Origin of the sequence: Bacillus sp. FSL K6-3458, assembly GCF_038005045.1 — a bacterium.
In the GTDB taxonomy this organism is placed as follows: Bacteria; Bacillota; Bacilli; order Bacillales; family Bacillaceae; genus Bacillus; species Bacillus altitudinis.
This window is the reverse complement of the sequence record NZ_JBBOSI010000001.1, coordinates 869,323-884,713: the sequence shown is the minus strand read 5'-3', so window position 1 is coordinate 884,713 and position 15,391 is coordinate 869,323. Positions and strand designations below refer to the sequence as shown.

General features: G+C 38.6%; 16 protein-coding genes and 1 tRNA gene. 5 read left to right on the top strand and 12 right to left on the bottom strand.

Translation table 11 applies throughout. From position 1 onward, the window contains the following. Positions 1-14: 14 nt before the first annotated feature. From nikA to MHH23_RS04510, 9 genes are all read right to left on the bottom strand, one after another. Entirely contained in the window at positions 15-1,658 is a 1,644-nt protein-coding gene (nikA, locus tag MHH23_RS04545; protein ID WP_340958980.1) for a nickel ABC transporter substrate-binding protein, read from the bottom strand. A gap of 124 nt (positions 1,659-1,782) precedes the next feature. Then, positions 1,783-2,952 (bottom strand): macrolide family glycosyltransferase, encoded by a 1,170-nt coding sequence (locus tag MHH23_RS04540; RefSeq protein WP_340958978.1) that lies wholly within the window; start codon positions 2,950-2,952, stop codon positions 1,783-1,785. 167 nt (positions 2,953-3,119) lie between these two features. Further along, positions 3,120-4,010, bottom strand: a complete 891-nt coding sequence (locus MHH23_RS04535; protein ID WP_330546891.1) for an ABC transporter substrate-binding protein — start codon at positions 4,008-4,010, stop codon at positions 3,120-3,122. Positions 4,011-4,243: 233 nt separating this feature from the next. Beyond that, positions 4,244-4,708: a DinB family protein gene (locus MHH23_RS04530; RefSeq protein WP_203143692.1), complete on the bottom strand. Its 465-nt coding sequence runs from the start codon at positions 4,706-4,708 to the stop codon at positions 4,244-4,246. Between the two features lie 567 nt (positions 4,709-5,275). Then, positions 5,276-6,100 carry a hypothetical protein gene (locus MHH23_RS04525; protein ID WP_282745800.1) on the bottom strand — a complete coding sequence of 275 codons (825 nt, stop codon included), beginning with the start codon at positions 6,098-6,100 and terminating at the stop codon, positions 5,276-5,278. Positions 6,101-6,176: 76 nt separating this feature from the next. After that, complete coding sequence (locus MHH23_RS04520; protein ID WP_340958976.1) at positions 6,177-7,409, bottom strand: Fic family protein; 1,233 nt, start codon at positions 7,407-7,409, stop codon at positions 6,177-6,179. Between the two features lie 387 nt (positions 7,410-7,796). Then, positions 7,797-7,928 carry a helix-turn-helix domain-containing protein gene (locus MHH23_RS20110; RefSeq protein ID WP_417894827.1) on the bottom strand — a complete coding sequence of 44 codons (132 nt, stop codon included), beginning with the start codon at positions 7,926-7,928 and terminating at the stop codon, positions 7,797-7,799. 49 nt (positions 7,929-7,977) lie between these two features. Continuing rightward, complete coding sequence (locus MHH23_RS04515) at positions 7,978-8,637, bottom strand: hypothetical protein (RefSeq protein WP_340958975.1); 660 nt, start codon at positions 8,635-8,637, stop codon at positions 7,978-7,980. Between the two features lie 198 nt (positions 8,638-8,835). Then, positions 8,836-8,911: transfer RNA gene (locus MHH23_RS04510), tRNA-Arg, on the bottom strand. A 253-nt stretch (positions 8,912-9,164) separates the two neighbouring features. On the opposite strand from MHH23_RS04510, the gene clpP reads away from it, so the two are divergent. Then, the gene (gene clpP, locus MHH23_RS04505; RefSeq protein WP_007500118.1) at positions 9,165-9,761 is read left to right on the top strand and encodes an ATP-dependent Clp endopeptidase proteolytic subunit ClpP; all 597 of its coding nucleotides are present in this window, start codon (positions 9,165-9,167) and stop codon (positions 9,759-9,761) included. 55 nt (positions 9,762-9,816) lie between these two features. On the opposite strand, the gene MHH23_RS04500 is transcribed toward clpP, so the two are convergent. Continuing rightward, positions 9,817-10,395, bottom strand: a complete 579-nt coding sequence (locus tag MHH23_RS04500; protein WP_024719873.1) for an LOG family protein — start codon at positions 10,393-10,395, stop codon at positions 9,817-9,819. A 136-nt stretch (positions 10,396-10,531) separates the two neighbouring features. Between MHH23_RS04500 and MHH23_RS04495 the strand changes: the two genes are divergently transcribed. Continuing rightward, positions 10,532-10,873 carry a MazG nucleotide pyrophosphohydrolase domain-containing protein gene (locus MHH23_RS04495; protein ID WP_047945650.1) on the top strand — a complete coding sequence of 114 codons (342 nt, stop codon included), beginning with the start codon at positions 10,532-10,534 and terminating at the stop codon, positions 10,871-10,873. Between the two features lie 29 nt (positions 10,874-10,902). Here the strand turns inward: MHH23_RS04495 and MHH23_RS04490 are convergent, their stop codons facing one another. After that, a complete protein-coding gene (locus tag MHH23_RS04490; protein ID WP_340958972.1) occupies positions 10,903-12,525 on the bottom strand; it encodes a SulP family inorganic anion transporter in 1,623 nt (540 codons plus the stop codon). Positions 12,526-12,562: 37 nt separating this feature from the next. After that, positions 12,563-13,144 carry a beta-class carbonic anhydrase gene (locus MHH23_RS04485; RefSeq protein WP_096881889.1) on the bottom strand — a complete coding sequence of 194 codons (582 nt, stop codon included), beginning with the start codon at positions 13,142-13,144 and terminating at the stop codon, positions 12,563-12,565. 87 nt (positions 13,145-13,231) lie between these two features. Between MHH23_RS04485 and MHH23_RS04480 the strand changes: the two genes are divergently transcribed. The 3 genes from MHH23_RS04480 to MHH23_RS04470 all read left to right on the top strand — a co-directional run bounded on the left by MHH23_RS04480 (position 13,232) and on the right by MHH23_RS04470 (position 15,346). Continuing rightward, positions 13,232-13,396 (top strand): hypothetical protein, encoded by a 165-nt coding sequence (locus MHH23_RS04480; protein ID WP_340958969.1) that lies wholly within the window; start codon positions 13,232-13,234, stop codon positions 13,394-13,396. A 303-nt stretch (positions 13,397-13,699) separates the two neighbouring features. After that, complete coding sequence (locus tag MHH23_RS04475) at positions 13,700-14,677, top strand: 2-hydroxyacid dehydrogenase (RefSeq protein ID WP_039169103.1); 978 nt, start codon at positions 13,700-13,702, stop codon at positions 14,675-14,677. Positions 14,678-14,857: 180 nt separating this feature from the next. Further along, a complete protein-coding gene (locus tag MHH23_RS04470; protein ID WP_039169094.1) occupies positions 14,858-15,346 on the top strand; it encodes a ribonuclease in 489 nt (162 codons plus the stop codon). The last annotated feature ends 45 nt before the right edge of the window (positions 15,347-15,391 follow it).

Sequence of the window (15,391 nt, the reverse complement as noted above, 5' to 3'; positions counted from 1 at the left end):
GTCTCCGCCTCCGGTTATGACGAAAAATACATTCGATCAAAAGGAATTTCATACTGAGATACATGAAAATCTACACCTTTGAGGCGCTTATTATAAACAGCCTTTGTCACAGAATACGAGATAGGAATATAGACATTTTCATCATGAATATACGTCAAAATATCTCGGTACATTTGTGCCCTCTTTTGCTCATCCGGCTCCACCAATACTTTCGTAATGGTCTCATCCAGCCACTTTTTCTTTTTCAATCCTAACTGAGCTTGATAATCAGCATGGGATGCAACACGGAATGAAGAGACGTATGTTTGAGGGTCATAAGGAAGTCCCCAAGATAGAGAGTACATAAGATCAAACTTTCCTGTTTTTTGACGATCTAAAAATGCCTGTTTTTCTTCACCTCTAATATCCAGCTTGATTCCAACCTGCTTGAAGTCCTGCTGAATCGATTCACTAATCGTTCTTTCACCTGCATTATCCGAATTATAATAAATGGTCACGCTGAGCGGCTTATCTTTTTGATAGCGATAGTCGTCTTCTTTTAGCTTCCAGCCTGCCTCATCTAATAATGCCTCTGCTTTCTTTTTTTGATAGGTTTTCTTTTTAAGCGGAATATCTGCGTAAGGGACTGATGGGGCGAGCAGTGTATGTGCCACCTGTTCAGTTCCATTTAAAATCCCTTCTGTAATCATCTCTTTTTGAATGGCATATTGAAATGCTTCTCTTACTTTTGGATCTTGTGTTATTGGTTGATTGGAGTTGATTACAATAGATCTTGAACCAACAGGAGGACTCACAGTCACACCATATTGACCAGCTTCTTTTAAAGCCTGAAATGAATCTCCATCAATCATGTCACCATCTGCTCCAAATAAGAGATCAACCTCCCCTTTTTGAAGAGCGAGTAAAATGGTTTGATGATCAGGCATGACCTTCCATTTCACCGTTGAAATCTTTGGCTTCTTTCCCCAATAGTGATGATTCACTTCAAAAATGGCATATTGATTTTTCTTATGTTCCTTTAACACATAAGGACCTGTACCTGCATAACCTTTTACGCCTTTTGATGTGGTGCCATCAATAAAGCTTTTGGGAGAAATAAAACGGAATGGACGTGTTAAACCAAGTTCTTCTAATGTTGGATAATAGGGCTCCTTCAATGTGAGAACAAAAGTATGTTCATCTACAGCCTTTGTGGATTTAATTTCTGACACGAGATTGAGCCAAGCATTTTTTTCAATATTTTTGACAACTGCATCAATATTCATTTTGACAGCCTTCGCATTAAATGGCTCACCATCTGAAAAAGTCACGTTTTCTCGAAGATGAAATGTGTAGGTTTTTCCATCTTTAGAAATATCCCAGCTTTGGGCCAGGGCAGGTTGAATGCCTTTTTCCGTATTCACAACAAGCGATTCAAACACCATATTTTGAGCGGCCATCTCCCCGCCATATAGATGGGGATTAATGTCTCTTATATCTTTTGTACTTGCATACACCAGTTCATCATCTTCTCTTCCACTTAAACTGGAAGAGGTCTTATTTTCAGAACAAGATGCCAATAGAAAACAAGCCATGACTGAAAACAGCATCAAGGTATATGTCACAAAGGACTGCTTTTTCTCGTCCTTTTTCTTTATGTAAACAGGTTGATGATTCATATGTACTTCCCCCAAATGTTCATTTTATCGTAATCATTACGATTATTAATCGAAATGATTACGAATTGAATGTTAGCATATAGATCTGGGAAATACAATGTCTTTTTTCACCGAAAAAACAGACTCATGATTGAGTCTGTTTCGCTTGCATAAACTGATCAATGACACGTAATGCTTTTTCTGTTCCACCTGCTGTTTGGAAACTTTCTTCAATCTTTTCAATCCCAGCACGGTATGTGTCACTTCCGAGTACACTCTCTACAGTATCTCTCAACTGTTTTGCTGTCAGCTGGTCTTTATCGAGTGCACGAGCAGCAGAGAGATCCGTCAGTCTTTTTGCCACCATCGGCTGATCTTTGTCAACCGGGATGACAACCATTGGAACATGATAATGAATACCTTCATTGACACTGTTCATCCCGCCGTGGGTCACAAACACATCTGTCAGTTCAAGGACTTCAAGCTGCGGCACATAAGGCTCGATGAGAAAATGAGATGGCGCTTCTTTTAGGAGAGACATGTCGATTTTTTCACCAGTTGCGAGAATCACTTTTCCATCAAAGTCGGCAAAGGCATCAATACACATATTAAAGAATGCTTCAGTATCTCCAAGAACCGTTCCCATTGAAATAAAGACAACCTTCTCCCGCTCAAGCGCTTCTAATGGGAAATCGTGCTGGTCAGCACGTTTTAGAAAACTCGGTCCAATGAAAACAAACGAATCATCCAATGCATCAACAGACGGCTGAAAATATTCACTTGTATACACCATATTCAGTTCGCCGCGGTTTTTCATGAATTGCATCAAATAATTTGGCTGAACGCCAAAACGTTCATGTATTTCTTCTAACAGATGAGCCGCCTTCTCATCCTTTCTGTATAAAGGTGTATCAAAATGCGCCTCTTGCAGCACAAAAGAAGGATTTGAACCAATGCCTGGAATCTGTAAGTAATCCCGCACAAGCTCACCTGCTCCAAACATATCAAAATAGACCAAATCAAATGAATGCTGTTGAGAAAGAGTTTCCACCACTTCTAAAATGTCTAATGACGTTTGTAGCATGGCATGAAAAAATGGCTGCATGGACTCTAAATCGCTTTCTTCGACACTTAATGTGCGAATATAATCTGGATGTATATGTATGTGAGCGCCTAAGCGTTTGATCCGCTTTTGATAATATTCAGTTGTGACCACATGCACTTCATCACCTCGATCAACAAATGCACTGATCATCCCTAACATTGGGTTCACATGTCCTTCAGCTGGGAACGTAATCATTAAAACTTTCACCACAAGAATCCTCTCCTTATTGTCAATTCCCTTCCATGTTAATCTTATACAGTGATCAGGCTCAACAAATACGCCTGAAAAAGGGATAAATGAGTCTTATGGCTAGTATTTTAAGAGGATAGCAGAAAAAAAGACAAAGCCTCCTTTTTAAGTGCTTTGTCTTTTTTCTATTAATTTTTGAGCAGCATTTGTTTAAACGCAGCAGACTGTTTTTCAATTGAGATTGGATCAGCATAGATAAATTCTTTGATTGAATAGGTTAGAACATGTCCTTGTTTTACTGCTTTATTTTTCTTCCATACACCACTGCTTGTGATATCAAAATTCGGTGCTTTTCCATCCTTTGTTGGTACAAGTAAATAGTCGCCAGTAAACTCGTTCATCTCTTCTAATGAAATGCCGAGATACCCTTCTTTTGGAAGAGCTTTTTCTGCCTTTTCAGGCAAGCTGAACCCATAGCCTTGATAGATGACTGCACCGCCGCGGCCAAAGTCTGTACCAAATAAGTATACTTGCTTTGGTTCGACGTCCATAATAGAGAACGTCTTGTCATCACCAATTTTTGCTTTAATCTCTTTGCCATCTTTCTTCAGCTGCTCGTCCATTTGTTGTACTTGTTTTTTCGCTAACGCTTCTTTTCCAAGAATCTTTCCGATTTCAATATGCATCTCTTTGAAGCTATGTTCACTTGTTGTGAAAGTAATTGTTTTTGCGATCTTTTTATATTTTTCAACTTGATCATTTTGTGAATAAGCAATGATGAGATCAGGCTTCAGTTTGGCGATTGCCTCCACATTTTCTATCGGCACCCGCTTCACACCTGTTTCATCTAAAAAGGATGATTTAGGATAAACATCTGTCATGCCAACAGGTGTCACACCTAACTTTTTAAAGTTTCCAAGCTGCGCTGTTAACACAACAATTCGTTTCGGCTTGTCAGGAATGGTGATCTTTTCACCCGTTTCAGTTATATATGTACGAGTATTTGATTCTTGTTCTTTATTGTTTTTCTGCCCGCAAGCCACCAACAATACTGCCAGCAGACCCATAAGCCACATCATTTTTTTCACTTGCGAAACCACCTTTAATTGAGAATGATTATTAATTATAACATAAACAGTGTGGTTTAGATGTAAAGTTTTAGCAGTGAACGCCACACAAAAACCCCACTCTTAATGGAGAAGGGTTTGAGAGACCTTGTTCTATCGTGAACTAGGTCGAGCATGAACTCGAAGAACGTATAATTGACATTACTTGAACCAACACGATGGATGGTTATTTGAATTGAGGACAGTTATTCAAACATAGAAATTTTAGGGTCTTTATCGTAACAGTGAACAAGCATAGCGTGTACTTGCCCCCTATGATGATAAACATGTGCTAAAATCTCTAACAACCATTCATACCTTGTATATGTCACACCCCAATAGGAAGTGGTACGAGACAGTAGTTCTGTGTCCGATAATTTCATATAATTATTTTTTAATGAATGGAAATTAGTCATTAAACCATTTTCTATCGATTTTATAGTTTTATATGATACATTAGCATAAAATATTTCCATCTCTTCTTGGGTCGCCTCATTAGAAATACGCCAGTCAGCTTCACAAATGATCGCAATGTGTTCCAACAACTCTCCGATAGACTGCTTATGAGGTGTTGGTCTTTTTCGTAAATCAGCTTCTTCTAATTGACTTACTATTTTTATCAAAGTTTTAACAGCTACTTCAATTTGATGTAAAACACTTTCACAATTCATTAGTGCCTCCTTATGAATGAATTCTGCCCTTTTCGTTGAACAAGCTTTTAGAATATTGATGAACTGACTTTATACTCCAATAATAGATTAAGTTTACTTGATTGCCTATCATCAAGAAAATTTGTCTTTTTAACAATATTAATCTGTGTTTTTCGATACAAAATGAACTCGCTAATAAATAGTGAAGTTCCTCTCAATTTACTCACACAATACCACTCATAAAAAAACAAAAAAACCCTTTATTTCAAAGGGTTTTCAAGTTCTTTCATAAATAATCCATCGGATACTCAAGACGCGCTCGGAGAACGTATAATTTATGTCTTTGAATACTGTTGTAACAACATTATTAAATTATCTCGTGAAAAATTTGTGCAAAAAATATTTCTAAGTACACTTTAAATTAACATTTAGTATTAAAAACCCCTTTTAATACCTCATTTCTTGTTTTGAGAACTGAGGTATCTATATACAGCAACATCAAACACGCATTTGTCTATTACCGGTGTATTACTCAAGAGCTGTCGTACGACTTCAAAGATGATTAGTTTCCCCACTCAATACCAACTCTTATATCAATAATTCTAATCTAGAATAACTATTTTCAATAAAACATATCAAATCTTTCACATTGACAATAATATAAAAATCTCCACCAAATTCAATTTGATTGAACAATTGGTAATACTCTTCTTCATCTATTACACCAAGTGCATACAATTTATTTATCTCACTCTTTTTTGAGGTGTGATCTTCACTTATATTTTTTTCTCCAGGATACACTGTAATGCTTAAACAACAACTATTTAACTCCTCTGTAGTTGAGGAAGTATTAATCACTAGAGGAAATTCCATAAGATCAATAGACTTTCCCAGCTTACTAACGTACGGAGAAAATTCAAGACCTGATTGAAACCCCCTCTTTTTATGTCTATTTGTTTCTGTTGGGTGAATTGCACAAAGAGAACGAATATATTCAATAAATTGTGAATCTCCTGAAGTATTTTCCCCATACTTTCTTTTAAAATCATCCAAAACAAAGATATTATTAACCTGAGTTTTTTTAAATTCTTTCTTCGATAAATTTACAATTATTTGATTGGTTATCGTTTCTATCTGGCTTGCATAATTGAGTAATTCGATGAATTTAAATTCAACATAATCTTTTTCAAAATCAATTTTCATTTCACTGCTATTCAAATAAATGCCGATTTCTTTCACTCGAGTTAAACAGGCCATTAAAAAATTCCATTTATTTTGTTCCTGTTCGATTTTCCCTTTATTATTTTTAATCCCCTTAGCATTTTCAGAATAGCCATTTTCTAACAATCGCTTATTGACTCGCTCAACGATACTGATATCAAGATTACATCTGAATTCTGTACTTTTTTTCATAAACAAGTTACCCCATTGAGTTTACTTTAATAATACCACCTAGTTAAACCTTTTGCGGAATTAGAAACTCAATTTTTTAAACTCTAAGTGTATTCTCCAGAAAACCCTCATTTACTTTAAAAGCTTTAGGTCTTTGGCTAACTTGTTCTATATAACCTTCAGACTCTAATTCGCTCACTATTTTATCCACTTTATATCTCGTTATATTAGTAGCATCCATTAGTTTCGTTATTGAAATATTAGCATCATTATTTACAAACACAGAAATATCAACCATAAATTTTAATATCAACCACTTGTCTCGGCTACTCTCTACAAAATCTTCATTAAAGAATTTTGCTATTCTCTCACGTTTTCCCAAACTTATTTCTAAATCCTCTATAATCTCTTCTTGGCCCATAGATAATAATTCAAGCATATCCATTAAATAAAATGTAAGTTCTCCTTTATTCAATGGATTGGGTACTCCTTCAAGTGCCTTATAATACTTATTTTTATTCTTATTAACAGCATATGAAAATGTTATAGCGGAGTATCTCTCAAGATATCTAGATAAATAACTGCAAACCAATAATCGCCCTGTTCTTCCGTTTCCATCATAAAATGGATGTACATACTCATAAAAATAGTGAGCAACCATATAACGATATAATTCAGGGTGTTCATCATCTTCCAAATATGTTATAAGTGTATTTAAACACTCTAATATTTTGTCCTCGGTACTAACTCCTATATGTGTGACCGATAAACCATTGTTTACCTCAACATAACCTTTTCGGAACAACCTACCGTCGGGCTCATTACTACTTTCAATTTCCTTCGAAACTAGATCATCATACAATTCTCTAAAATCCCGCACAGTTTTAAACGGTTCAATATCATCGATAAACAAATATGTTTTCATAAGACCCGTAAAACGTTTGTTAAGATTTTCCGATCTATTTACTCCTTCTAATACACTTTCCAGTTCTTTTTTTGTACTTCTTATCCCTTCAATTTCATTGTTACTCTGCGCTTCATTAACAATCATTTTATGAAAATATGGTTCTAATATATATTGCGGCAGTTTCGCAATTAATGATGAGATTCTTGAACTATTTTTTAACACCTTATTATTTAATTGCATTAAATATGGTATGTTAACGTAAAATAAGGAGTGATGACACTGAGTCAGTTTACCTTTTCTAAATCCTTGCACAGCTAATGGGGTTAGATAGGAACCATAACTATTTATTCGCTTTTTATATTCTTCTTCGGCAAATTGTTCACCTTTCTTATAAAAAAGCTTTGTTAATTTTTCATATTCCACAATTCCAACCTCCCTTATTTTAAATTATGCCCATTTTTTAAAATTATATAACTTGTAACGTGATTTTAAAACAAATTATTTTTCGTTTTCAAATACTAGACCCTGACATTATAAAAATCCCCTAAAAATATTAATTCTTTTCACATAGCTGCTATTCAATGTTTTAAACCGTAATCCATCAGATATAATCATAAAACTTCTTTGCGCTTATATGATAAGTCCATTTGGAGTTTAATTTCACCGCTGTGCCAAAAGGCAAGACAGAACGTTGCAATCCAACACGTACAAATTGTTCTGATTTCCCCAGAATCTCAGCTGATTTTTTACTATATCGCCTTATCGGTATTATCCTTACTTATTTCATCATTATGCTCAAAGGAAGTCATCCTAAGAACTAAAATACTTCACCTTCCTATTTTGTATATATTTGTTCTTTCCTGATAAATATTTACTTATTAAGGATTTCCCTATCCCTGTCATCTTTGACAATTCAGCCTGTGAAATATTTGTTTCATCCATAGCTTTTCTTAGAACTTCTGCAAAACTCTATCCACCTATCTCCTCTCTGCTATTTCTTTTTTATCCATTCCATGTCCTCTTTTGTCCATCCCTCTGGTAATCCATTTGGGAATGGATCATCGGCATACACTGACTTCAGTAGAACCTCGTCATATTCCTTTGTTTCCGAATCCATATGGGCATACATAAGAGCGTATAGCTCTAATTGCTGTTGCACATCCACCATAACGAGATTCACACCCATAGGCTGTGATTTCAATTTCATGTCATACTTCCCAATATAAGACCAAATAGGACTATAAAACTTACGACCTCCATCCACAAGATCATACGTGATTCTTTTGTCTTTCTTCTCGACCTGTTCATCATCAAATAGGCGACCTGTATGACGCTCGACGTTGATATGCGGAAGCTCATACGTAATGTCATACACTGATGTTTCTCCCTTCATTTCACTACTGCGCTTCGTTTCTTCCATTTCAACTAAAGAACGGTTTCCGCTTTTCTTGTATGTCAAATAACTATCGACCATATTCGTCGGAACTTCAAAATCAAATGCAGGCGTAACCTTTTCGCCGATTTCATTTTCATAATGAAGATTCACTTCCCTTTCAAAGCCATAACCTGTTTCCTTTCTTGGAATTTGATTAATAGGTATACTTAACTGTTCATAAAACACCTTTCCCATCAAAGGCGTTTTTTCTGTCATACAAGGATGTTGTCATGACAGCTTCTCACTTTTCTCCACATCTCAAAAGATCCACAAATGGAAAATTTGTACAAAACGTAACATTATCGTTTACTCACTTTTAATTCCACCCACATAAAAAAAGCTAAAAACCCTTTATTTCAAAGGGTTTTTAGCTTTTCCACAAATGATAAATCGAATCCTACCGGATCCTATAGACGCGCTCGGAGGGATTCGAACCCCCGGCAGACGTGGTACCGGAAACCACCGCTCTATCCAACTGAGCTACGAGCGCACGATATGTTTTTTGAACGTCAGCATATCAAATTATAAGGGAAATGCTGCAAGAAAGCAATGATTAATCGCTATCCCTGTCGATGCATTTTCTTCATTCCCATACATATACTCATATGATGGTTTGAAGTGGAAGAGTTTTGGGGAAAATGGATAGGGGTATTTGATTTTAGGTCAGCATTTTGTTTGACCTTTATTGACCAAAAATGTATCATTGAATTACATACTTACCTAAAAGGTGAAGGAGGAACATTATGAATTTAATACCTACAGTCATTGAGCAAACAAATCGTGGGGAAAGAGCTTACGACATTTATTCTCGTCTTTTAAAAGACCGTATTATCATGCTTGGTTCTGCGATCGATGACAATGTTGCCAACTCCATCGTATCACAGCTTCTCTTCTTAGAAGCCGAGGATCCAGAAAAAGATATCTCTATCTACATTAACAGCCCTGGTGGTTCGATCACAGCTGGTATGGCCATTTACGATACGATGCAATTTATTAAACCAAAGGTATCAACTATTTGTATTGGTATGGCTGCATCTATGGGTGCGTTCCTGCTTGCTGCTGGTGAAAAAGGTAAGCGTTATGCCCTTCCAAATAGTGAAGTGATGATTCACCAACCACTAGGTGGTGCGCAAGGTCAAGCAACAGAAATTGAAATTGCGGCAAAACGAATCCTTTCTTTACGCGATAAACTGAACCAAGTACTTGCTGAACGTACTGGTCAGCCAATTGAAGTCATTGAGCGCGATACAGATCGTGACAACTTCAAAACAGCGGAAGAAGCACTTCAATACGGACTCATTGACAAAGTCTTGACCCGTAATACAGAAGAACAAAAATAATCACAAAACAAACCGTCTGCTCTTTGAACAGGCGGTTTTTTGTTATGCATTTGTTTTAAGATAGCTCCGTCCATTTCTGCTGTAGAGACGGTGTTTGATAGGAAGCCATCTGAGAAATCAATTCTTCTGGTTCTCCAGAGGCATGCAGCAACTGAAGGTGTGATTCATTCGAAAAACCTTCCTGTACACTGAACGTCACCATGTCGAGGAGCGGTTTGAAATACTGATTCACTTGATACAATCCGATTGGCTTTTGATGGATGCCAATTTGCGCCCAGCATAGCACCTCAAATAATTCTTCATATGTACCAAAACCACCTGGCATGGCAATAAACCCATCGGCCAGCTCGCTCATTTTCGCTTTTCGTTCATGCATTCCTTTGACTTCAATGAGTTCAGTGAGCTCTTGATGCACAACCTCTCCTCTAAAAAGCCCTTTTGGCATGACTCCGATCACTTGCCCGCCGTTTTTCAATACCTCATCCGCTATAGCGCCCATTAAGCCAATTCGTGAGCCACCGTATACAAGACGGATTCCTTGCTCTGCCATATAAGCCCCTAACTCGACAGCTTTTTGTTTGTAGATGTCATTCACACCTGGATTCGAACCAGCAAACACACAAATTGTTTTCATCAAAACAGCTCCATCTCTCTCTATGATTTCTTCACCCACTCATTCTACTATAATTCATTGTAAAGAAACAGCCGCTCCATCTATATATAGTGTAAAATCAGAAGGTGAACACCATATAAGGAGCTGTATAAAGAGAATGCAAACAACTGAAATGGAAAAATGGATCAAAGATTTCTACAAAATGAGAAATTGGACAGAATACGGGCCGTTTATCAGGTTAGGTTTCCTGATGGAAGAAACAGGAGAACTCGCTCGTGCAGTCAGGGCGGTCGAAATTGGACGCGATCGACCTGATGAGAAAACACAGGAGGACGCCGCGTTAAGAAAGGACCTTATTGAAGAAATGGGAGATGTCTTAGGAAATCTACTTGTTCTAGCTGATCTCTATGATGTAACAGTAGAAGAGATCTTCTCTTCCCATCAACAGAAACTCACACAACGGTTTTCTAGTGAAAAAGAGCAGGTAAAAAGCACGTGACCGACATGTCACGTGCTTTTTTTAGCCTTTTATAGCTGCTGTGGTGAAATATCATCCGTTCGTTCAAAGAAATGCTGCTTTCCAATGTGATGGAAAAGACCGGTACGATGCAAAAGCTCTTTTGGCTGTGATTGAAGCCCTACAATCATCAATTTTCCATCGTGATGCTTTAATCGATTGGAAATGTTCATCAGAACCGCTTCTGCTGAGGTGTCCATATAATTCACTTTGTTCATAAGCAAAATGAGTGTTTTCGGCTTTGTCTGAACATGATCCAAAATCGAATTTTCCAATGAATCGGTTGTACCGAAAAAGAGTGGCCCTTCAATCGAATACATACTAATCCCTTTCTGATCGGTCTCCCTTTCTAAGGCAGCCGCCGTTTCGATTTGAGGAACAGCGACATTTGTGTGGATATTCGTTGTCTGGCTCATTTTTTTGATAAAGGCGATAAACGCTAAAATGAGACCTGCAGTCACGCCAATAATCAAATCACCGATGACCGTCAGCAGGAAGGTCACGACAAGCACAAGGGAATCCGCATTTTTGACTTTGACAATATTGATAAACTCTTTTTTCTCACTCATATTCCACGCCACAAACATCAAAATCGGTGCCATGGCAGCAAGCGGAATCATCGATGCATATGGTGCAAATAACATTAAGATGAGCAAGACGACGACACCATGCACGACTCCTGAAATGGGGCTTGCTCCACCATTTTTAATGTTTGTTGCCGTACGAGCAATCGCTCCAGTCGCTGGGATCCCTCCGAAAAGCGGTGCCACCATATTGGCAATTCCTTGCCCGACAAGCTCCTTGTTGCTGTCATGCTTTGAGCCTTTCATATTATCAGCAACCATCGCTGACAAGATGGACTCCACGCCGCCCAAAAGCGCAATGACAATAGCCGGCGGCAGCAGATAAATTATTTTTTCAATCGTTAATTCAGGGAAAGCGAAAGTTGGCAGCTGACGAGGGATTTCGCCATATGCAGAGCCGATGGTTTCAACTTGTCCTTGAAAAAAGAGAACAGCTATAAATGTTGAAACGAGTAGACCTAATAGAGCACCAGGTATTTTGGGAATGTATTTTTGTGCCGCCAAAATCACGATGAGCCCAACAATCGCTGTGAGAATGGCGAGACTGTTTGCGGTACCGAGATGGACCACGATTTCTCTCATATTGAGGAAAAAGCTTTCATGCTTTTCAACACCCTTTAATCCGAGGAAGTTGGCAATCTGTCCTGAAAAAATAATGACAGCAATGCCAGCAGTAAAGCCGATGATAACCGGACGAGGAATAAATTTCATGAGCTTTCCTAGTTTGAATATTCCGAATAACACAAGCAAACAGCCTGCCATAAAACCAGCAATGAGTAAGTTTTCAATACCGTACTGGCTGACGATCCCGAATAAAATTGGAACAAATGCCCCGGTCGGTCCGCCGATCTGATACTTTGAACCACCAAACAATGAAATCAAAATGCCAGCAACGATGACTGTGTATAATCCGTATTCTGGTCCGACACCAGATGCAATGGCAAAAGCCATGCCTAAAGGAATTGCCACAACGCCCACGACAAGCCCAGCGATTAAATCGCGTCTAAACTTTGATGAATCATAACCTTCAAATCTTCCATAAAAACGCATGGTATGTGTTGGCCTCCTTCAAGTATGTGTAGATGATTTAGGTATATTGCGGGTCGATCTGTTTATCTTTTATAACGACATCCAGCTTTCCTGTTGCCGGATGAATCACTAGTCCATGAACAGCTACATCACTTGGCATGAGCGGGTGCTCTTTGACTAATTTCACACTTTGAGATACGCTCTCTTCCACTGAATCAAATCCTGTCAGCCAGCCCTTTAAATCGACACCTGCGCTTTTCACAATGCTCAAACACTTTTCCTCAATTCCCCGTGCTTTTGCCTTTTCAAGTAAAGGGTCTGCCGCAAGGCCTGCCATTCCGCATTCATGATGTCCGACAATGCATACTTCCTCTGCTTTCAGCTCATAAATGGCTAGTAAAATACTCCGCATGACACTGCCAAATGGATGTGTGACGATGGCTCCTGCATTTTTAATGATCTTCGCATCACCGTTACGAAGCCCCATGGATTGGGGTAATAATTCCAACAGGCGTGTGTCCATACAAGTTAATATAACCAATTTCTTCTCAGGAAATTTTCCCGTCTTGAAAGGCTCATACTGTCTCTCTTTCACAAAGTCTTCATTGTGCTGAAGAATCTGTTCTAATGTTGATCCCATCCTGTCATCTCCTATCTTTTTTAAGTGATTGTAACGCCTTACCTGGCCTCCTTTTCCCTTGTGTGTTCTCAAGCATAGAGAAGAAAAATGATAGAAAAAAAAGAAAAAAATGAGAAAACGATGAGAGAATATGTAAGCATTTTCTCTATTTTGCTCTTTGTTCCGCTTCAGCACAGGGGATATGCGGCTTTTGCTTTCAAACAATGGCTTTCATTTCACCAAAAGACGATGAAATGGTTTAGTAGAAAATGACCATCCCGTTTAATACACTGCAAATATAATAAATTTTCTATCAAAAAGTCTCGATCTATTTTCCAGTTTGTCAGATTATCTCTCGAAACATCTAACATTTTTCTATGACTCATCTACTAATCCCTCGTTTTTCTACATCATAAAAAGACATCAGCATTTACTCTTTCACTATAAAAATCTCTCCTTTTCCGTTATTTCAGTATATTAAATATTGAGCAGCTCATATTCAAACGTGTACTGCCAAAATGGTTGCTTTATAATAAAAAGAGAAAGATGACCATGTGAAAGGAGCGAGTTGTGATGATGAAACCACATATTTTTGTCGCCAAACCCTTACCTGCCTCTTTTGAAGACATGCTAAAGGCACATTGTACATATGAGGTATGGCAGTCAAAGGATCCGATCCCAAGAGATCTGTTATTTGAGAAGCTGCAGAAGGCTGATGGCCTTTTAACATCTGGGACGAAAATTGATCAAGATTTATTAGATCATGCACCCCAACTCAAGGTGGTGAGCAATAATTCAGTCGGTTATGACAATTTTGATCTAGAAGCCATGAGACAAAGAGGCGTGATTGGTACGCACACGCCTTATACACTCGATCATACCGTTGCTGATCTTGCCTTTTCGCTCATTCTCTCTTCTGCAAGGAGAATTGCCGAGCTTGATCGTTTTATCCGTAAGGGAAAATGGACAAAATTTGTTCAAGAGGAAGATATATTCGGCATTGATGTCCATCATCAAACGCTTGGGATCATTGGGATGGGACGAATCGGTGAGCAAGTAGCCAAACGAGCCGCTCATGGTTTTGATATGAACGTCCTCTATCACAACCGGAGCCGGAACGAGAAAGCCGAATCGGCATATGGCGCTGTATATTGTGCACTGGATGACTTGCTGAAGCAAGCTGATATCATTGTGTTAATCACACCGCTGACGGATGAGACATACCATATGATAGGAGAGCGGGAATTGAAATTAATGAAGCCGACAGCTTTATTCGTGAATATCTCCCGAGGAAAAACCGTCGATGAGAAAAGCCTCATTCAAGCACTGCAGGAAGGGTGGATTAAAGGAGCTGGTCTGGATGTGTATGAGCAAGAACCGCTTCAGGAAGATCATCCTTTCAAAGAGATGGACAATGTCACGCTTGCCCCGCATATCGGTTCCGCTACTGAAACGACAAGAGATCTTATGCTGAAACGAGCCATTCATAATGTGCTTCATGGAATTGACGGCAAAGCCCCTGTTGATATTGTGAAGGAGCTTGCCTCATCTTAATTGAAAAAAGGCGCAGGGAACTGCGTCTTTTTGTTTACGTCATCTAGAGACAGTAGGTCAAAAAGCCTCATTTTTTCCAATCTCCTGATTCTTTACATTCTCTTCATATGCCGGTGCTATAATATGAGGTAGACAAGCATCAAGAGGACGGCATCCCATTTCCTTTTGAGGAGGATCAAGATGAAAAAAATAAGTTCGATTTTTACTCTGTTCGCTCTGATTGCTGCCATTCTGTTTTCTGGATTTATCCCGCAGCAAGTCCATGCAGAAACACCACTTACACCAACAGCCACAAATGAGACTGCTTCCGTACAGCTTGCACCAGACCTTCGTACCCTTGCCGTCATTAATACCTTTGATGGTGTAGCAGATTACTTAATCCGCTATAAACGACTACCTGATAATTACATCACCAAATCACAAGCGAGCGCCCTCGGATGGGTGGCATCAAAAGGAAATTTAGCTGAAGTCGCGCCGGGCAAAAGCATCGGTGGAGACGTATTCTCTAATCGGGAGGGACGCCTTCCATCCGCTAGTGGCCGTACATGGCGTGAAGCCGACATCAACTACGTCTCCGGTTTCCGTAATGCAGACCGCCTAGTATACTCAAGTGACTGGCTTATTTATAAAACAACCGATCACTATGCGACATTTGCGAGGATTCGTTAATCATTGTAAAAAGACAGCCCTAAGTCAAAAGGGCTGTCTTTTTTG